The 18,043-nt window shown below is 67.7% G+C and carries 15 protein-coding genes and 2 pseudogenes; 13 read left to right on the forward strand and 4 right to left on the reverse strand.

The features are described from left to right. The first annotated feature begins 44 nt into the window (after positions 1-44). Together spmX and AC07R7_RS10650 are read left to right on the forward strand one after the other, a co-directional pair. Positions 45-1,367 carry a lysozyme-family localization factor SpmX gene (gene spmX, locus AC07R7_RS10645; RefSeq protein WP_494635119.1) on the forward strand — a complete coding sequence of 441 codons (1,323 nt, stop codon included), beginning with the start codon at positions 45-47 and terminating at the stop codon, positions 1,365-1,367. A gap of 84 nt (positions 1,368-1,451) precedes the next feature. Next, positions 1,452-2,612 carry an isovaleryl-CoA dehydrogenase gene (locus tag AC07R7_RS10650; RefSeq protein WP_494635120.1) on the forward strand — a complete coding sequence of 387 codons (1,161 nt, stop codon included), beginning with the start codon at positions 1,452-1,454 and terminating at the stop codon, positions 2,610-2,612. Between the two features lie 99 nt (positions 2,613-2,711). Here AC07R7_RS10650 and AC07R7_RS10655 read toward each other — a convergent pair. Next, positions 2,712-2,797 (reverse strand): annotated as a pseudogene (locus AC07R7_RS10655) (hypothetical protein). A 101-nt stretch (positions 2,798-2,898) separates the two neighbouring features. Further along, a complete protein-coding gene (locus tag AC07R7_RS10660) occupies positions 2,899-3,048 on the reverse strand; it encodes a hypothetical protein (protein ID WP_492840809.1) in 150 nt (49 codons plus the stop codon). 143 nt (positions 3,049-3,191) lie between these two features. On the opposite strand from AC07R7_RS10660, the gene AC07R7_RS10665 reads away from it, so the two are divergent. Beyond that, the gene (locus tag AC07R7_RS10665) at positions 3,192-3,965 is read left to right on the forward strand and encodes a methyltransferase domain-containing protein (RefSeq protein ID WP_492888505.1); all 774 of its coding nucleotides are present in this window, start codon (positions 3,192-3,194) and stop codon (positions 3,963-3,965) included. On the opposite strand, the gene AC07R7_RS10670 is transcribed toward AC07R7_RS10665, so the two are convergent. Beyond that, complete coding sequence (locus AC07R7_RS10670; protein WP_494635232.1) at positions 3,943-5,718, reverse strand: patatin-like phospholipase family protein; 1,776 nt, start codon at positions 5,716-5,718, stop codon at positions 3,943-3,945. The two genes, AC07R7_RS10665 and AC07R7_RS10670, sit on opposite strands and share 23 nt — an antisense overlap. A gap of 170 nt (positions 5,719-5,888) precedes the next feature. On the opposite strand from AC07R7_RS10670, the gene AC07R7_RS10675 reads away from it, so the two are divergent. From AC07R7_RS10675 to AC07R7_RS10705, 7 genes and pseudogenes are all read left to right on the forward strand, one after another. Continuing rightward, a complete protein-coding gene (locus tag AC07R7_RS10675; protein ID WP_492888506.1) occupies positions 5,889-7,481 on the forward strand; it encodes a carboxyl transferase domain-containing protein in 1,593 nt (530 codons plus the stop codon). A gap of 22 nt (positions 7,482-7,503) precedes the next feature. After that, positions 7,504-8,343, forward strand: coding sequence for an enoyl-CoA hydratase-related protein (locus AC07R7_RS10680; RefSeq protein WP_492840815.1), 840 nt, complete (start codon positions 7,504-7,506; stop codon positions 8,341-8,343). A gap of 35 nt (positions 8,344-8,378) precedes the next feature. Next, on the forward strand, positions 8,379-9,665 hold the full coding sequence (locus AC07R7_RS10685) for a DUF3667 domain-containing protein (protein ID WP_492888507.1): 1,287 nt from the start codon (positions 8,379-8,381) through the stop codon (positions 9,663-9,665). Between the two features lie 9 nt (positions 9,666-9,674). Beyond that, on the forward strand, positions 9,675-11,639 hold the full coding sequence (locus tag AC07R7_RS10690) for an acetyl/propionyl/methylcrotonyl-CoA carboxylase subunit alpha (RefSeq protein WP_494635121.1): 1,965 nt from the start codon (positions 9,675-9,677) through the stop codon (positions 11,637-11,639). Positions 11,640-11,815: 176 nt separating this feature from the next. Next, a pseudogene (locus AC07R7_RS10695) lies at positions 11,816-12,191 on the forward strand (hypothetical protein). 445 nt (positions 12,192-12,636) lie between these two features. Then, positions 12,637-14,610: a penicillin-binding protein 2 gene (gene mrdA, locus AC07R7_RS10700; protein ID WP_494635122.1), complete on the forward strand. Its 1,974-nt coding sequence runs from the start codon at positions 12,637-12,639 to the stop codon at positions 14,608-14,610. 277 nt (positions 14,611-14,887) lie between these two features. Then, complete coding sequence (locus AC07R7_RS10705; RefSeq protein WP_494635123.1) at positions 14,888-15,289, forward strand: DUF1489 family protein; 402 nt, start codon at positions 14,888-14,890, stop codon at positions 15,287-15,289. A gap of 277 nt (positions 15,290-15,566) precedes the next feature. On the opposite strand, the gene panC is transcribed toward AC07R7_RS10705, so the two are convergent. After that, complete coding sequence (gene panC, locus AC07R7_RS10710) at positions 15,567-16,418, reverse strand: pantoate--beta-alanine ligase (RefSeq protein WP_494635124.1); 852 nt, start codon at positions 16,416-16,418, stop codon at positions 15,567-15,569. Between the two features lie 197 nt (positions 16,419-16,615). On the opposite strand from panC, the gene mipZ reads away from it, so the two are divergent. The 3 genes from mipZ (at position 16,616) to AC07R7_RS10725 (ending at position 18,032) form a co-directional block, all read left to right on the forward strand. Next, positions 16,616-17,452, forward strand: coding sequence for a division plane-positioning ATPase MipZ (mipZ, locus tag AC07R7_RS10715; protein ID WP_492888512.1), 837 nt, complete (start codon positions 16,616-16,618; stop codon positions 17,450-17,452). A 70-nt stretch (positions 17,453-17,522) separates the two neighbouring features. Further along, positions 17,523-17,957, forward strand: coding sequence for a J domain-containing protein (locus tag AC07R7_RS10720; protein ID WP_492840829.1), 435 nt, complete (start codon positions 17,523-17,525; stop codon positions 17,955-17,957). A 15-nt stretch (positions 17,958-17,972) separates the two neighbouring features. Continuing rightward, positions 17,973-18,032, forward strand: coding sequence for a hypothetical protein (locus tag AC07R7_RS10725; RefSeq protein WP_492840937.1), 60 nt, complete (start codon positions 17,973-17,975; stop codon positions 18,030-18,032). The last annotated feature ends 11 nt before the right edge of the window (positions 18,033-18,043 follow it).

Below are 18,043 nucleotides of genomic sequence, written 5' to 3' on the forward strand. Positions count from 1 at the left end.
GGCGAACGCATCCGCGTCTGTCTCAAACTGGGTCAAACTCCGCGATGAAACCGCGCCATCAGGTCACCCGGACGGCCGTCGATCTCATCAAGAGATTCGAGGGCTACCGTCAGAAGGCCGCGCAGCTCCCCGACGGGCGCTGGACGGTCGGCTATGGCCACACCCTGACCGCTCGCGAGGGCGCCTCCGTCTCTGAAAAGGACGCCGAGGCCCTGCTGCTGTACGACCTGATCTCGGTCGCCCATTCGGTCAACGAACATACCTACGCGCCGCTGAACCAGAACCAGTTCGATGCGCTGGCCTGCTTCGCCTTCAATATCGGTCTCGACAACTTCCTCCGCTCGGGCGTGCTGCGCCGGATCAACGAGGGCTCGCTGCTGCAAGCCGCGTGCGCGATGGAGATGTGGCGCAAGGCCGATTTCGAGGGTGAGCGGATCGTCATCGACGCCCTGGTCCGCCGCCGGTCGGCCGAGAAGACCCTGTTCCTGACGCCGGCCAACGGCGAATGGGTGCCCGCGCCCAGCCCTGTGTTGCGCCCGAAGGTCGACTACGACGCCAGCTGCGCCGTGCCGAAACAGACTCCGGTCGCCGTCAACGCCCGCACCGAGGGCGACCGGGTCGTCGCCGAGCGCGAGGAAGGTCTGCCGCTGACCGTGGTCGTGCCGGAAGAGGACGGTCCGACGGCCACCGAACAGTCGGCCGCCGCGGTCGCCGCGCGCCTGGAGGCCATCCTGCCGGAGACGCCGCTGGCCGCGTCGACGACGACCGCGCCTCAACCGGTGCGCCAGGATGATCTGGGCCTGCCGGAACCGCCGGTCCCGGCCCAATCCGCGATCACCGAACCCGAGCCGGTCCTGTTCCAGGACGAGACGACCACGGCCCCGATCGAACCGGCTCCGACGGAGCCCCCTGTGGCCGCTCCGGTCGAGTTCACGCCGTTTCGCCTGACGCCGCAGCCGGTCGAGGAGGTCGAACGGCCGACGCCGGTCGAGAGCTTCGCCCCGGCCTCGCAGCCGGTCCAGAGCGAGCCGACCCTGTTCGGCGGCCCGGCCGCCAACGCGTCGGTGTTCAACCTCGGCGGCTTCTCGACCAGCGAAGAGGTCGACCTGCGGCCGATGGACGTCTCCATGGTCCAGGCCGAGGCCCCGCGCTTCGGCAACACCAGCCTGCTGGTCAGCCTGGGCATCCTGGGCCTGGCCCTGTTCGGCGGCGGCGTGCTGTGGATACTGACCGTCGCCGCGGGCTCGGACAGCGGCGTGAAGATGTTCGGCTACGGCGCCAGCATGATTGGCGCGATCTGTTTCGTGGTTTCGGCCTATCTTCTGCTCCGCCGCCTCGCCGGACCCGATGCGAGCGACGACGAATAGTTTTCTTTGCTTCCCTCGGGGAAACTGAGCAAGAACGCCCGCAAGGTTCAGCGCCTTGCGGGCGTTCGTGCTATGGGAGGACGTATGAGCACCAATTTCGCACCCTCGATGGATTTCGCGCTGGGTGAGACGGCCGACGCGATCCGTGAGACCACGGCCCGTTTCGCGGCCGACAAGATCGCGCCGCTGGCGGCCCAGATCGACGAGACCAACGAGTTCCCGCGTGGTCTGTGGATCCCGATGGGCGACCTCGGTTTGCATGGCGTCACGGTCGAGGAAGAGTTCGGCGGCCTGGGCCTCGGCTATCTCGAGCACGTTGTGGCCATGGAAGAGGTGTCCCGCGCCTCGGCCTCGGTTGGCCTGTCGTACGGCGCGCACTCCAACCTCTGCGTCAACCAGATCCGCCGCTGGGCCACGCCCGACCAGAAGCAGCGTTACCTGCCCAAGTTGATCAGCGGCGAGCATGTCGGCTCCCTGGCCATGAGCGAAGCCGGTTCGGGCTCGGACGTCGTCTCGATGAAGCTGCGAGCCGAACAGCGGGGTGACCGCTACGTTCTGAACGGCACGAAGTTCTGGATCACCAACGCCCCGCACGCCGACACCCTGGTGGTCTACGCCAAGTCGGGCGAGGGCAGCCGCGGCATCACCGCCTTCATCGTCGAGAAGGGCATGAAGGGGTTCAGCGTCTCCAAGAAGCTGGACAAGATGGGCATGCGCGGCAGCGACACCGCCGAGCTGGTGTTCGAGGATTGCGAAATCCCGGAAGAGAACGTCATGGGTCCGGTCGGCGGCGGCGTCGGGGTGCTGATGAGCGGCCTCGACTACGAGCGCGCCGTGCTCAGCGCCGGTCCGCTGGGCATCATGCAGGCCTGCCTGGACATCGTCCTGCCCTATGTCCGCGACCGCAAGCAGTTCGGCCAGGCGATCGGCTCGTTCCAGCTGATGCAGGGCAAGATCGCCGACATGTACGTGGCCCTGAACTCGGCCCGGGCCTATGTCTACGCCGTGGCCCGCGCCTGCGACGCCGGCAAGACCACGCGCTTCGACGCGGCCGGCGCGATCCTTATGGCGTCCGAGAACGCGGTGAAGGTGTCGCTGGAGGCCATCCAGGCCCTGGGCGGCGCTGGATACACCAAGGAGTGGCCGGTGGAGCGTCTGCTGCGCGACGCCAAGCTCTACGACATCGGCGCGGGCACCAACGAGATCCGCCGCTTCCTGATCGGCCGGGAACTGATCGGGGCCTAAGACGTCAAGAAAAAGGGCCGCCCCGATCGTTCGGGACGGCCCTCCATCGTCGTGGCCGCTTTCGCAGCGCGTGACTTAGAAACCTTGGGCGCTCAACGCCTAGGCGGAGACCTCACTCGTAAGGCTCCAGGTCACGACTTGCGACCGCGGTTGGAGACAATGAGACACTGGTCACCTCCTTTCAGTTGGTTGAACAACACAACTCGAATATGGACCCGATTTCCCGAATGAAAAGGGGGAGTCGACCGCGACGAGACGTCGCGCTGGTCATGCCTAAAAGGCGTGCTCAGATCGTCAGTAGCTTGAAGCCCAACAGGATAGCCGCCCACAGCGCGAACGCCGCGCCGATGGCCAGGGGACGGTTGAGGTTGATACGACGAGCACCAGTCACCCGGGCCGTATGGCCGTTCGGGGTGAGGTTTATGGGCGTGAGCATGCCGCGTGAATCCTTCCCTTTAATCCCTCTTTTGGGGATCTGACTCGGACCGTATGGTAAATCCTCGCCTTTGAGAAGAATTCTTCACAAAAGCCTTTGGTTGCACGATCGACAAATTGTCGCGGGCTGACATGGGAGCGCCGATGGCCAGCTGGGATCCGGACATCTACGCCCTCTATCGGCGCTATCGCGAGCGACCGGCGCTGGACCTGCTGACCGCCATTCCCCGCGACCTGGAGCCGCGCGAGATCTGGGACCTGGGCTGTGGCCTGGGCGAGCAGGCGGCGCTGCTGGCCGCGCGCCATCCGGAGGCGCGAGTCCTGGGCATGGACTCCAGCCCCGAGATGCTGGCGCGGGCCAAGGCCTTGGCGGCGCGGGTCGAGTGGGTGCTGGGCGACATCGCCAGCTTCACATCCGAGGTTCCGGCCGACCTGATCTTCAGCAATGCCGCCCTGCAGTGGGTGGATGACCACGCGAACCTGATCCCGCGCCTGGCCGCGAACCTGGCCTCCGGCGGCGTGCTGGCCGTGCAGATGCCGGTGGCCGACGGGCTGGGCTGGCGCGGTGCGTTGACCGATATCGCCGCCGACGGGCCGTGGGCCGCGCGGCTGACCGGCGTCGAGGGCGTGCGTCACGCCAATCAGCCCGAGGACTACTACGCCTGGCTGGCTCCGACCTGTCCCGAGGTCGATATCTGGACCACGACCTATCTGCACGCCCTGCATGGCCAGGATCCGATCGTCGACTGGACCATGGGTACGACCCTTCGGCCCTATCTCGACGCCTTGCCGGACGGCGAGAAAAAGCCTTTCCTCGACGCGTGGAGGGCCCGGCTGGCGCGCGACTATCCGCGCCGCGCGGACGGCGTGACGCTGTTCCCGTTCAAGCGGTTGTTCATCGTCGCGCGGAAGGCGTGACGCCCGCGTGCTTCTCGGCCAGGCTGGGCCGCCGGCGCAGTTCGTCGACGGGCCGGTTCAAGGCGTCCAGAGCCTGGCTGGCGGCGATGTAGCCAGCCTTCGCGGCGGGCTCGAAGGCGCGCCAGTCGCGGATGTCGACGCCTTCCAGTTTCGGCGTGATCAGCACGTCGGTGGCCTCGCGGGCGGCGGCCAGGTCGCGGCCCGTGGTCACCGTCGCCGCGCGCATCAGCAGGGCCACGATCGGCGGACCCTTGCGCCACTCGCCCGAGAGGATCCAACTCCACAGCGAGGGCGGCACGACGATGTCGTCGGCGGTTATGCTGCGCCCGCGCGTGACGTCGACCCCGACGATGGGCCCCAACTGGAACGATCGCATCACGTCGGCCGGGAAGTTCTTCATCACGGCCCCGTCGACCAGCACCTGACCCTTGTCGGTGGCCGGCGGCAGCACGCCCGGCAGCGAGATCGAGGCCCGCAAAGCCGATTGCAGATCGTCGGTGCGGTGCAACTGATAGGAGCCCGAGGTCAGGTTCGACGACACGCAGAAGAACGGCAGCCACAGGTCGCTGATGTCGACCGTGCCGAAATGCTCGTCCAGCCGTGCCTTGACCTTCTCGCCGCGGGTCATGGCGATGATGGGGAAGGCGATGTCGTCCAGTGGGCTGGTGTCGACGAAGGCCTTGCGGATGCGGTGCTCCAGTTCACCGTCGTCCCAGCCCATGGCGATACCGGCCGCCACGATGGCGCCCATCGAGGCGCCGCCGACGAAGTCAATCGGCACGCCGCGCTCGCGCATCGCCTGGATCGCGCCGATGTGGGCGTAGGCTCGCGCGCCGCCGCCAGAGAGCACGAGGCCCACCGATTGGCCGGTCAGGACTCGCGCCAGGCGCTCCATGTCGGCCACGCCGTTCTCGCGGAGATGAAACAGCCGCGCGGCCTGGGTCGCCGCCATCCAGGCGGCTGAGCCGCTGGGCCGCGCCAGGCTGGCCGATTGCAGCAGGATCAGGTCGACTAGCCGCTGGGCCTGGAGCGGGCCCGAGGCGTAGGAGGGGATCTCGGCCGGCGGCGCGCGGTCGCCGCGTCCGATCCGGAACAGGCGATCCACCTGACGGCCGACCACGTGCTTCCAGGCGGTCTCGTCGGCCTCGGCGACATAGAGGACGAAGTCGTGCTCGCGCTCGACATTGCTGAACCACTCGGTCGGGGCCAGCAGGGACTCGCCGCCCTCGACCGTGACCGAGTAGCCGAGGGTCTCGATGCAGCGGGCGAGGCGGTCGATGACCGGCCGAATGGCCAAGCCAGGCTCGATGGCGATGAATCCGAATACCGACGGATCGCCGATCGCCGCTTGCGTCTGGGCCTGGCGGGACCGGCGGATCATCAGCCGCGACAGCTCCAGCATCACGTGCGGGTCTTCCTCGGCCGCCTCGAAGAAGTCGTCGCGGGGCAGGGAGACGACCTCGCTGTCACGCAGGGCCACCATGTAGGCCGAGTGCGCGCTGCCGCCGACCAGGGCCATTTCGCCGGCCGGTTCGCCGGGGCGGATGACGCCCAGGAACTGCGGCTCCTGGCCCTCTTCGCGGCGGAAGGCGCCGAGGCGTCCGGTCTTCAGGAAATAGAGCTGGTCGGCGTCCTCGCCGGGGCGGAAGAGGGTCGCCCCGCCCGGCAGCGAAAACCACGCGGCGGCCCCGGTCCGCCGCTCTCGGGCAAACAGGCGCGCCAGGGCCGAGTCGTCGGGCAGGGGCGTTTCCACGGCGCGGACGCTAGCGGTTTCGGGCAGGCTTGACCACGGGGGCGCGATCAGGCGCAACTGTTGATCCCGCACATGAAATGTCCGAGAACGGATTTGGCTCGGAATCTTTCTGTTCGGGGTCCAAAAAACTACGACTTCCTGGATAGGGTGGAAGAGGCTAAGCGTCGGTCATGCCGAAGTTGAACTCCGTTGTCGACGCGTCCGGTGACGCTTTCATCCGCAACGCGGCCCATAACCGCGCCTTGGTCGAGGAATTGCGCGTAAAAGTCGCGGAAGCGGCCCTCGGTGGTCCCGAAAGCTCGCGTGAGCGCCACGCCTCGCGCGGTAAGCTTCTGCCCCGCCAGCGCGTCGAGCGCCTGCTGGATCCGGGCTCGCCCTTCCTGGAGATCGGCCAACTGGCGGCCTGCGACCTCTATGGCGGCGAAGCGCCCGGCGCGGGCATCATCTGCGGTGTCGGCCGGGTCTCGGGCCGCGAAGTGATGATCGTCGCCAACGACGCCACCGTGAAGGGCGGCGCCTATTTCCCGATCACGGTGAAGAAGCACCTGCGGGCCCAGGAGATCGCCGCCCAGAACCGCCTGCCGTGCGTCTATCTGGTCGACAGCGGCGGCGCGAACCTGCCGCACCAGGCCGAGGTTTTCCCCGACCGCGACCACTTTGGCCGGATCTTCTTCAACCAGGCGCGGATGAGCGCCGTGGGCATCCCGCAGATCGCCTGCGTCATGGGGTCGTGCACCGCCGGCGGCGCCTATGTCCCGGCGATGAGCGACGAGACGGTGATCGTGCGCAACCAGGGCACCATCTTCCTGGCCGGCCCGCCGCTGGTGAAGGCCGCCACGGGCGAGGTTATCAGCGCCGAGGAACTGGGCGGCGCCGAGACCCACGGCCGTCGCTCGGGCGTCGTCGACCACGTGGCCGAGAACGACGAGCACGCCCTGGAGATCGTCCGCGCGATCGTCGCCAACCTCAACACGACCAAGCCCGACCAGCTGGTCATCACCGAATCCGAGCCGCCGCTGTACGATCCCGAGGAGATCTACGGCATCGTCCCGACCGATGTCCGGGCCCCCTATGACGTCCGCGAAGTGATCGCCCGCATCGTCGATGGCAGCCAGTTCGACGAGTTCAAGGCGCTGTACGGCGCGACCCTGGTCTGCGGCTTCGCCCGCATCTGGGGCCAGCCGGTGGCGATCCTGGCCAACAATGGCGTGCTGTTCAGCGAAAGCGCCGTCAAGGGCGCGCATTTCATCGAGCTGGCCTGCAAGCGCAAGATCCCGCTGGTGTTCCTGCAGAACATCTCGGGCTTCATGGTCGGCGGCAAGTACGAGGCCGGCGGCATCGCCAAGGACGGCGCCAAGCTGGTCACGGCGGTCGCCTCGGCCGAGGTGCCCAAGTTCACCGTCCTGATCGGCGGCAGTTTCGGCGCGGGCAACTACGGCATGTGCGGCCGGGCCTACAGCCCGCGTTTCCTGTTCACCTGGCCCAACAGCCGAATCTCGGTGATGGGCGGCGAGCAGGCCGCCAGCGTTCTGGCCACCGTCCACCGCGACGCCGCCAAATGGACGCCGGAGGAGGCGGAAGCCTTCAAGACCCCCATCCGTCAGCGCTACGAGGATGAGGGCAATCCGTATCACGCCACGGCCCGGCTCTGGGACGATGGCATCATTGATCCGGCGCAAACCCGTGACGTGCTGGGCCTCGCAATCTCGGCCAGTCTCAATGCGCCTATCCCGGAGACGACCTTCGGCGTTTTCCGGATGTAGCGTTTAAAAAGGAACGAGCCCCATGACCAACCCGATCGCCGATCCCATCGTCGAGGTGAACGACACCGAGACCATGACCCCGCTCGTACATATCGAAAGCACCCTCGCGGGGGCGGTGACGGTCTGGATCAACCGGCCCGACAAGAAAAACGCCTTCGACGCCGAGACCATCTCGGGCCTGCGACAGGCCTTCGAGACCCTGCACGGGGCCGAGGGCGTACGGATCGTCTTCCTGCGCGGCGTTGGCGGCGTGTTCAGCGCCGGCGCCGACCTCGACTGGATGGCCGCGTCCATCGAACAGGACGAGGACGACAATCGCGCCGACGCCCTCGAGCTGGCCCACATGCTCAAGGCTCTGCACGACATCCCAGCTCTCACCGTGGCCCTCGTCGAAGGTCCGGCCTTTGGCGGCGGCGCCGGCCTGGTGGCCGCCTGCGACCACGCCATCGCCCTGATCGACGCCAAGTTCTCGTTCTCCGAGGTCAAGCTGGGCCTGACCCCGGCGACCATCAGCCCGTACGTCATCCAGGCTCTGGGCCCGCGCACGACCAAGCTGCTGTTCGCCACCGGCCGGGTGTTCGACGCCGACGAGGCCTGGGGCTTTGGCCTGGTCGACGAGGTGTTCGAGGACCTCGCCAGCCTGGAAGTCGCCCGCGACGCCCTGATCGAGGAAATGGCCCCCTGCGCACCCGGCGCGATCGGCGAGGCCAAGACCCTGGTCAACGACTTCGCTGGCCAGAAAATCGACAAGGGCCTGATCGAAGAGAGCGCCAAACGCATCGCCCGCCGCCGCGTGTCGGAGGAAGGCCAAGAAGGGGTGCGCGCCTTCCTCGCCCGTCGTAAACCCGCCTGGGCTGAATAAGACTCAACTTCAGCGACGTTTGGGGGGCGTAGGGCGTGATCACGGGAGCTGAACTGGAAGCGGCGGCGGCCGATTCGGCGGGCGGCTATGTCCGGCCGAAGAGGAAGCCGTTCGACCACAAGGGCGAGCCTTGCAAGAACTGCGGCACGCCCCTGGAAGGCTGGTACTGTTATTCGTGCGGCCAGAACGCCGACACCCATCACCGCTCGATCCTGCACCTGATCTGGGAGGCCATCGAGGGGATGTTCCACCTCGACGGTCGCCTGGCCAACACTCTGCCGCTGCTGTTCTTCAAGCCGGGCAAGCTGGCCAAGGACTACATGGAAGGCCGGATCGTGCGGCACGTGCCGCCGTTCCGCACCTTCCTGGTGGCCCTGCTGCTGTTCATCTTCGCCGCCGAGCACGCCATCCACGGCATCCGTCACCAGATGGAGCTGAAGGAGGAGCACGAGGCCGCCCAACTGGCGACGCCGGCTGGCCGCAAGGCCAAGGCCGACGAGATCCGCAAGGAGGCGACCGAGGCGCGCGCCGAGCGTTTGACCGAGGCCGCCGAGGAGCGCGACGCCGCCCTCAAGGAAGAGGGCGCCGACAAGGCCAGGATCGCCGCGACCTACGCCGAACGGATCAAGCGGTACGAGGCTCGCTACGCCGACAAGATGGCGCAGGCCTTGGCGCTGGAGAACAACCCGAACGCCGCCGCCGAAGCCTTGGCCGAGAGCAAGCGGAAGATGTCCAGCGCCGCCCAGCAGGTCCGCGACCTCAAGCTGGACGAGGCCGAGGTTCTGCCGAACGGTCAGCAGAAGCTGACCGGGACCACGATCGACGGCGTGCAGGTCAACGTCACCGTTCCCGGCGACGTCAAGGGCCACAAGAACTTCGCCAAGGACGCCTCCAAGGGCTGGCTGAAGGAGAACCTGGCCAAGGCCATCGAGAACCCGGATTACTACCTGTTGGTTCTGTTCGGCTGGGCGCACCGCCTGGCGGTGCTGCTGCTGCCGATCACCGGTCTGTCCTTGGCGCTGGTCTATGTGAACAAGCGCCAATACTTCATCTACGACCATCTGCTGGTGGCCACGAACCTGCTGTCGTTCTCGTTCCTGATCTACGCCGTGTGCATGGTCTTGCCGATGTCGGCCTGGCCGGCGGCGTTCGGCATCGCCGGCCTGTGGGGGCCGATCAACCTCTTCCAGACGATGCGGGGCGGCTACGGCTCCAGCATCTTCGGCGCCCTGCTCAAGACCTGGATCGTCTGGACCATCGGCGTCACGTCCTTCGGCCTTCTGCTGCTGAGCCTGATGGTCTTCACCCTTTCCCAGATGTAGGTCTCCGCCTTGATCTCCTCCGTCCTGATCGCCAACCGAGGCGAGATCGCCCGTCGCATCATCCGCACCGCTCGTGAGTTGGGCGTGCGGACGATCGCCGTCTATTCCGAGGCGGACGCCCACGCGCCCTTCGTGATGGAGGCCGACGCCGCGATCCTGATCGGCCCGGCGCCGGCCAAGGAGAGCTATCTGGATCCGCGGAAGATCCTGGCCGCGGCCCGTCAGATGGGGGCCGAGGCCATCCACCCCGGCTACGGCTTTCTGTCCGAGAACGCCGAGTTCGCGGAGAGCGTGATCGACGCGGGCCTGGTCTGGATCGGTCCGCCGCCCTCGGCGATCCGCGCCATGGGCCTGAAGGACGCCGCCAAGAAGGTGATGATCGAGGCCGGCGTGCCGACCACGCCGGGCTATCTGGGCGAGGACCAGTCGGTCGAACGGCTCACGGCCGAGGCGGCCAAGATCGGCTATCCGGTGCTGATCAAGGCCGTGGCCGGCGGCGGCGGCAAGGGGATGCGCAAGGTCGACAAGGCCGAAGATTTCGAGGCCGCCCTCGGCTCGTGCCGCCGCGAGGCCGCCGCCAGCTTCGGCGACGACCGGGTGCTGCTGGAGAAGTACGTCACCCGGCCGCGTCACATCGAGGTGCAGGTGTTCGGCGACCAGCACGGCAACGTCGTCCACCTGTTCGAGCGCGACTGCTCGCTGCAGCGCCGCCACCAGAAGGTCATCGAGGAGGCTCCGGCCCCCGGCATGGACGAGGCCACGCGAGAGGCCGTCTGCGCCGCCGCGGTCAAGGCCGCCCAGGCCGTGGGCTATGTCGGGGCCGGCACGGTCGAGTTCATCGCCGACGCCAGCGAAGGCCTGCGCGCCGACCGCATCTGGTTCATGGAGATGAACACCCGTCTGCAGGTCGAGCATCCGGTCACCGAGATGGTCACCGGCCAGGACCTGGTCGAGTGGCAGCTCTTGGTCGCCTCGGGCGAGCCGCTGCCGCTGGAGCAGGACGAGATCACGCTGGACGGCTGGGCCATGGAGGCCCGCCTCTACGCCGAGAACCCGGCCACCGGCTTCCTGCCCTCGACCGGCAAGCTGAAGCACTTCCGCCTGCCCGAAGGCGACGTCCGCGTCGACAGCGCGGTGGAGGAGGGCGGCGAGGTGACGCCCTTCTACGATCCGATGATCGCCAAGCTGATCGCCCATGGCGTCGACCGCGAGGACGCCGCGGCCCGCCTGGCCGAGGCCTGCGCCCTGGTCGAGGTCTGGCCGGTCAAGACCAACGCCGCCTTCCTGGCCAAGTGCGCCAGCCACCCGGACTTCGTCGACGGCGCCGTCGACACCGGCTTCATCGAGGCCCGCCTCGACGAACTGGTCGAGCGCAGCTTCAGCGACGAGCCGGCCATGGCCGCGATCGGCTGGCGGCTGGACAGCTTCCTGGAGGCCGAGGCGCGCCGCGATCCGTGGGAGAGCGCGCCGTCCAAGCTGCTGGGCTTCCGCATGAACGCCCCGCGCGCCCCGATGCATCTGCCGATGTCGGCCGACGGCAGGGCCATGCCGCTGCGGGTCGCCCTGATCGGCGGCGGCTCCGAGGACTGGTCCTGGGACATCCGCCACGCCGACGGCGCGACCTTCGACGAGGTCACCCGCCTGCCGACCACCTATGGCAAGGGGCCGATCCGGGTGTTCGAGGGCGGCGACGTCCAGACCTTCGATTTCGAGGCCAAGGTCGGCGGGGCGGGCGAGGGGGCGGCCTCCGACGGGAAGATCCTGTCGCCGATGCCGGGCAAGATCGTCTCGGTCGCCGTCCAGGCCGGTCAGACGGTGAGCAAGGGCCAGACCCTGCTGACCCTGGAAGCCATGAAGATGGAGCACGCCCTGGCCGCGCCGTTCGACGGCGTGGTCGCCGAACTCACCGCCGTGACCGGCGGCCAGGTCAGCGAGGGCGTGGTGCTGGCGCGGCTTGAGGCGGCGGTCGGCTGAGCGCCCCCTCCACCGGCTTCGCCGGTCCCCCTTCCCCCAACAGGGGGAGGAGAGAAGAGGGCGCGGCTTCCTCTCCGCCCCGCTTGGGGGCGGACAGACCTGCGTAGCAGGTCAGGTGGGGGCCTGCGCTGAGCTGGACGCACGTCCGCACCTCCACGCGGCCAGCCGCGGAAGTCGTGGAAAGGGACGCAGAGCGCCGGACAGCGTCCGGAGTTTGGAAATAGAAATACCGTTTCGACGAAGCCCGACGCTCCGCGCGATCGTTATCCGCCAGCGTCCCGTCGGGTGGCCCTGTTCAGGCCTTACCGGGACCCGGACTCTTCCGTTTCCGGAAGCGCCCAGAGGTCGAAGAGGACGGGCTTACAGCCTGACACGCCCCTTTGCCTCCAACCACGCCGACGGCGGGCGGGTGAGCCCAGCAAGCTCATCCCCGGACCGTCCGAGTATCCCCCTCGGACCTGCCCCCGCTCGATCACCCCCCGCCGCCGCAACGGTCGCTGGCCATGCGCCCTTTCCTCGCGACGAGCTGCAAGCATTATGGCGCCGCGCTGAACGCCGATCATTCAGCGGCGTGTAAAATCGACAAGCGATTGATTTCGCTGGATCCGAGATCGCCAACGCCGGGGATGGAGCGCGCTGAACGCTCTTTCTCGGAAAGACGGGTTTTGGGCGCGATGAGCGCGGGTGGGGGGGGGGGGGCGCGCCAAGACGGCGACTTGGAGGCCGCCTTTCACCGGGGCAGGGAAAGCGCGTTGGCGGTCCGAAGCCCCCCCTCGACCCCGGTTGAAATCACCGATCTGGCGCTCCATCGCCCATGGCGCCGGCCCGGAACCCGAAGGCTCTCTTTCGTGAAGGGGGCGGCCCTGGATCTTCACACGGTCTCGCCCCTTGGCGGCCCCCAAAACAGCTGCCGCGGAAACCTTCCGCCGACCGCGAAAGGTCCTTTGAGACCGACCAACGGTGTGATGTCGTCCGGACAAGGTGTGGTTGAGTCGGGATGAGCGAACCTTCAATCTTCTTCTTCGAGGTCAACGAGCGTCAGGGTGTCTTTCACCGGCGCGCGTTCCTTTTGGGTGGGCTTACGGGCGGGGGCCTGCTGGCCCTGGGCGGACGCCTGGCCCAGTTGCAACTCGTGGAAGCCTCTCGCTACCAGAAGCTCTCGGCCGGCAACCAATTCAACTACCGTCTGGTGCCGCCGCCGCGTGGTCTGATCCTCGACCGCAACGGCGTGTCGCTGGCGTCCAATCGGCCAAACTTCCGGCTGATGATCAACAAGGACAAGAGCCTGGACGCCGAGGCCGTGTTGACCGACCTCCAGAAGCTGGTTCCAATCGACGAGGCGCGCCGCGCGCGCGTTCTGAAGGAACTGGCCCGCGCCCCGCGCAAGGCGCCCGTCGTGGTGATGGAGGACCTTTCGTGGGAGGAGTTCTCGCGGATCAATATCCGTGAGCCGGAGCTGCCCAACGTAACCGCCGACATGGGCGAGGTGCGGGTCTATCCGTTCGGCGGCGCCTTCGCCCACGTGATCGGCTACGTGGCCAAGGCGTCGGAGCGGGATCTGAAGGCCGCCGAGGGTGACAGCACGCAGGACCAGGTTCTGCTGCACAATCCCGGCTTCCGGATCGGCAAGCAGGGCGTGGAGAAGGCCTTCGACATGGCGCTGCGCGGCCACGCCGGCGCCACCAAGACCGAGGTCGACGCCCAAGGTCGCGTCGTGCGCCTGGATCCGGCCGGCGATATCGCCGCGACGGCCGGCAAGGAGATCCGTCTCACCCTGGACGCTGACATCCAGAACCGCGCTCTGGAGGTGATGGGCGAGGAAAGCGGCGCGATCGTGATGGTCAATTGCCGTAACGGCGACCTGCTGTGCATGGCCTCCACGCCCAGCTTCGACGCCAACCAGCTGGTCAAGGGTCTGTCAGGCCCCGAGTATCGGGCCTTGGCCGAATACGAGCGCAAGCCGCTGCTCGACAAGACCATGACCGGCGTCTACCCGCCGGGCTCGACCTTCAAGCCGACGGTGGCGCTGGCGGCGTTGAGCGCGGGCGTCAATCCGAGCGAGCGGGTGGTCTGCACGGGCGGCTGGTACTTCGGCGGCCGCACCTGGCACTGCCACAAGAAGGGCGGGCATGGCGCGCAGAACATGCACGACGCCATCAAGAACTCCTGCGACGTCTATTTCTACCAGATGGCGCTGCGCATCGGGCCGGATCCGATCCACGCGACGGCGACCGCCATGGGCTTCGGCCAGACCTTCGACCTCGGCATACCCGGCCAGCGCAAGGGCCTGGTCGGCTCGCGCGAGTGGAAGAAGAAAGCCTTCAAGAAGGACCCGACCTGGCACCCCGGCGACTCCGTACCGTACGGGATCGGCCAGGGCTATATCAACGTCAACGCCCTGCAGCTGGCGGTGATGTGCGCGCGTCTCGCCAACGGCAAGCGGGCGCTGAACCCGCGCCTGGTCAAGTCGATCGGCGGGATCGACCAGCCGCACGGCGACGCCGTGGCGGACCTGCCTATCCCGCCCGAGCACCTGGCCATCGTCCGCGACGGCATGGCGGCGGTCGCCAACGATCCGACCGGCGGCGCCTACAAGCAGAGCCAGCTGGGTCTTGGCGACGTGCTGATGGCGGGCAAGACCGGCACGGCCCAGGTGCGCCAGTATTCCCAGACGGGATCGCGCAGCAACCAGGGCATCCCCTGGCGGCTGAAGGACCACAATCTGTTCATCGCCTTCGCCCCCTACGACAACCCGCGCTACGCGATGTCGGTGCTGGTCGAGCACGGCGGCCTGTTCGGCTCCAGCGCCGCCGCGCCCCGGGCCCGCGAGGTGATGCGCGTGGCCCTGCTGAAGGATCCGGAAATCCGCGCCCGCATCGAGCAGCCGACGCCGCTGCCGTCCTTCGAGCCCGAGGAGAACGAGGCGGCGGAAGCGCCGACGCCGACCGAGGGCGGCCTGCCGCCGGGGTGAACGCGCCTCGCCGAGGTTCTCACATCCGAAAACGCGCATCGGAAACCCAGGCGTCCACCCCAGCCCCCAAACGAAGACCGCCGCTGCGGACGGCCTCCCACAAGGCGTCCGAAACGGCGGCATGGAGCCCTCCGGGCTCGGATCACGCCCCCACATGAACGCGATAGCTAAGGGATAACGGTGTCATATGGACCGTCGATGGCTTTCCCCAACCGGGCGAGAGCGGGCGGACGAATGCGTCGGTTGCCTTACCTTGGAAGCGCGCTATCTAGCGCCCATGGCGTTGCACATCATCAAGCTGGTCGTCGGCTGCGAGACGATCGAGGATCTCCTGGCCTGGCACAAGGACGAGAACCAGCCCTGGATCATGCATACCCGCATGACGCCCAAGCGGATCGACGAGGTGCTGGATGGCGGCTCGCTGTATCGGGTGTTCAAGGGACAGATCCTGTGCCGTCAAAGGATCCTGGCCATCGATACGGTCGGGGAGAGCGCGGCCTCGCGCTGCGAGGTCACGGTCGATCCGCCGATCATCCGCGTGGCGCCCCAGCCGCGTCGGGCCTTCCAGGGCTGGCGTTATCTGAAGCCGGAGGACGCGCCGCCGGATCTGACCGAAAGCGAGGCCGCCGACCTGCCGCCCGATCTCGCCCGTCAACTGCGCGAACTGGGCGCCTGGTGACTTTCGCCGAAGAGAACTTTTGAGGGTGTTATTAGCGAAGCAGCAACCAGGCCGGGTGTCATCTTGTCGCACGGATCGCGGAGGGATGACGATGAAGGCCAGTTTTGCCGCCTTGGGCGTTGGTATGCTGTTCGTGGGTCTGATCGTGGGGCTGCTGATCGCCCTCAAGCCGGTCTAGAGCATTTCACCGATCCAGTTGGATCGGAAAATGCTCTAGTCATTTGTTTTGACGCATGTTCTGACGACGAACCGGTATCCGACTTCGTCGGAAAATACTCTAGGCTACAGCCATATTGTCGATCAGACGCGTCCTGCCCAGCCACGCGGCGACCAGGATGCGGCCGTCGGCCTGACCGATTGGGCCGGGGCCCAGGCGCGACAGATCGCTGGCTTCGCGCACTTCCACATAGTCGACCTGACCAAAGCCGGCCGCCTTCAGGGCGGCCGTCGCCGCGTGTTCGGCCTCGTCGACGCGGCCACCCGCGGCGACCGTGGCGGCGGCGGCCTTGATCGCCGTCGGCAGGGCCACGGCGGCGGCGCGCTCTTCGGCTGACAGGTAGGCGTTGCGCGAGGAGAGGGCGAGGCCGTCCTCGGCCCGCGCCGTCGGGGCGCCGATGATCTCGATGGGGATGTCCAGGTCGCGGGTCATCCGCTTGACCACCTGCAGCTGCTGGTAGTCCTTCTCGCCGAACACCGCGACGTCGGCCTGGCTCTGGATGAACAGCTTGGCCACCACGGTGGCGACGCCGCCGAAGAACTGCGGGCGCGCCGCGCCTTCGAGGGGTTCGGAGACGCCCGAGACCGTGATCGCCGTGGCGAAGCCGGGGGCGTACATCTCCGCGCCGTTGGGGGCGAACATCAGGTCGCAGCCAACCGAGGCCAGCTTCTCGGCGTCCATCGCTTCGCCGCGCGGATAGGCGTCGAAGTCCTCGTGCGGGGCGAACTGCTTGGGATTGACGAAGACGGTGGCGATCACCCGGTCGGCGTTCCGCTGGGCCAGGCGGATCAAGGTCAGGTGGCCCTCGTGCAGGGCGCCCATGGTCGGGACCAGGGCCACGCGCTGGCCGGCGGCCTTCCAGGCGCGGACGTGCTCGCGCATCTGCGCGACGGTGCGGACGATCTGGGTCATGGCGAGGTCTCCACGCGGACAGGCGGCGCTTATGGCCTCGTGGCCTCCGCAGGTCCACCATCCGTTGCGTGAGGCCGCGCCGGGGGTGCGACAATTATGCTTGTGGATTGAACCGGTTGACCCGCTAGGGCGGTGGTAACATCGTGTTAACCTTCAGTCCAAGGTCGCGCGAGTCGCGACGCATCGGGGATCGAGCCATGGCCGAAACGCGCGTCATCGTCGTCGGCAACGAAAAAGGTGGTGCGGGCAAGTCCACCATCGCCGTCCACCTTGTCACCGCGCTGCTGTACGGCGGCGCCAAGGTCGCCGTGCTGGACCTGGACCTTCGCCAGCGGACGTCGGGCCGGTTCTTCGAGAACCGCCGGGCCTGGGCCGCCAACAAGAAGCTCGATCTGCCCATGCCGTTGGCGCTGGACCTCAGCGACAACGACATCGCCCTGGCCGAGAAGGGCGACGAAGACCAGATCGCCGGCTTCGAGGCCGCTTTCGCCCGCGCGGCGGAAGAGTGCGACTTCATCCTGATCGACACCCCCGGCGGCGACAGCGCCATCACGCGCCTGGCCCACGGCCGCGCGGACCTTGTCGTGACGCCGATGAACGACAGCTTTGTCGACTTCGACATGCTGGGCACCGTCGATCCGGTGACCCTGGAGCTGACCAAGCCCAGCCTTTATTCGCTGACCGTCTGGGAAGGCCGCAAGCAGCGCGCCCTGTCGGGGCAGCGCCAAGCCATGGACTGGGTGGTGCTGCGCAACCGCCTGGCCACCACCGAGGCCCGCAACCGCAAGCGCCTGGAGGACCGTCTGACGGCCCTGGCCAAGCGCGTCGGCTTCCGCATCGGCCCCGGCCTGCGCGACCGCGTCATCTATCGCGAGCTGTTCCCGTTCGGCCTGACCATCGCCGACCTGTCGCCGCAGGTGCGCCCCGTGCCGGTGTCGCTGCAGCACCTGGCCGCCCGCCAGGAGCTGCGCGCCCTGATGCACAGCCTGGGCCTGTCGGCCTATTCCGGCGAGACCCTGCTGGCGGCGCAGTAGGCGCTCGTCTAAGTTCTGGAAGCGGGCGGCCGGGGCGACCCTGCCGCCCGTTTTCGTATCTGGAGCTCCGATGCTGTACCTGCTGCTGGGCGCGGCCATCCTCGTCTTCCTGCTCTGGCCGAAAGGACGCGCATTCCTGAACGGCGACGGCTGGCGGGTCGGCGCGGGCGCGGCCTCGATCGCCGCTTTCGCCGGTGCGGCCTACGCGTCGATCCGTGGCTCCTGGGGCACGGGGATCGTGCTGGGCGTCATCGGCCTGTGGAGCGTCACCGAGGCCCGCCGCCGGCCGGTCATCCGCCGCGAGATCGTCCATCCGCCGAAGGCCGAGCTCAGCCTGTCCGAAGCCCGCGCCATCCTCGGCGTCGGCCCCGAGGCGAGCCTGGACGAGGTCAAGGCGGCCTATATGCGGCTGATCCAGATGGCTCATCCGGACAAGGGCGGCACCGAAGGCCTGGCCGCCCAGCTCAACGCCGCGCGGGATCGTTTGATCAGGCGGCGAAGCTGAGCTACGACTAGCGCCATGATCAATAACGAACGTTTCTGGCGCCGCCGCTCTTCGGGCCAAACCTGCTCGGTATGACGCTCTGACCT

Source organism: Caulobacter sp. GW821-FHT05F04, assembly GCF_059419665.1.

Coding starts and splice junctions, on each gene's coding strand:
- panC (WP_494635124.1), bottom strand. CDS start 16,418: ATGACCCAGATCGTCCGCACCGTCGCGCAGATGCGCGAGCACGTCCGC.
- AC07R7_RS10665 (WP_492888505.1), top strand. CDS start 3,192: ATGGCCAGCTGGGATCCGGACATCTACGCCCTCTATCGGCGCTATCGC.
- mipZ (WP_492888512.1), top strand. CDS start 16,616: ATGGCCGAAACGCGCGTCATCGTCGTCGGCAACGAAAAAGGTGGTGCG.
- AC07R7_RS10720 (WP_492840829.1), top strand. CDS start 17,523: ATGCTGTACCTGCTGCTGGGCGCGGCCATCCTCGTCTTCCTGCTCTGG.
- AC07R7_RS10705 (WP_494635123.1), top strand. CDS start 14,888: ATGGCGTTGCACATCATCAAGCTGGTCGTCGGCTGCGAGACGATCGAG.
- AC07R7_RS10675 (WP_492888506.1), top strand. CDS start 5,889: ATGCCGAAGTTGAACTCCGTTGTCGACGCGTCCGGTGACGCTTTCATC.
- AC07R7_RS10680 (WP_492840815.1), top strand. CDS start 7,504: ATGACCAACCCGATCGCCGATCCCATCGTCGAGGTGAACGACACCGAG.
- spmX (WP_494635119.1), top strand. CDS start 45: ATGAAACCGCGCCATCAGGTCACCCGGACGGCCGTCGATCTCATCAAG.
- mrdA (WP_494635122.1), top strand. CDS start 12,637: ATGAGCGAACCTTCAATCTTCTTCTTCGAGGTCAACGAGCGTCAGGGT.
- AC07R7_RS10660 (WP_492840809.1), bottom strand. CDS start 3,048: ATGCTCACGCCCATAAACCTCACCCCGAACGGCCATACGGCCCGGGTG.
- AC07R7_RS10650 (WP_494635120.1), top strand. CDS start 1,452: ATGAGCACCAATTTCGCACCCTCGATGGATTTCGCGCTGGGTGAGACG.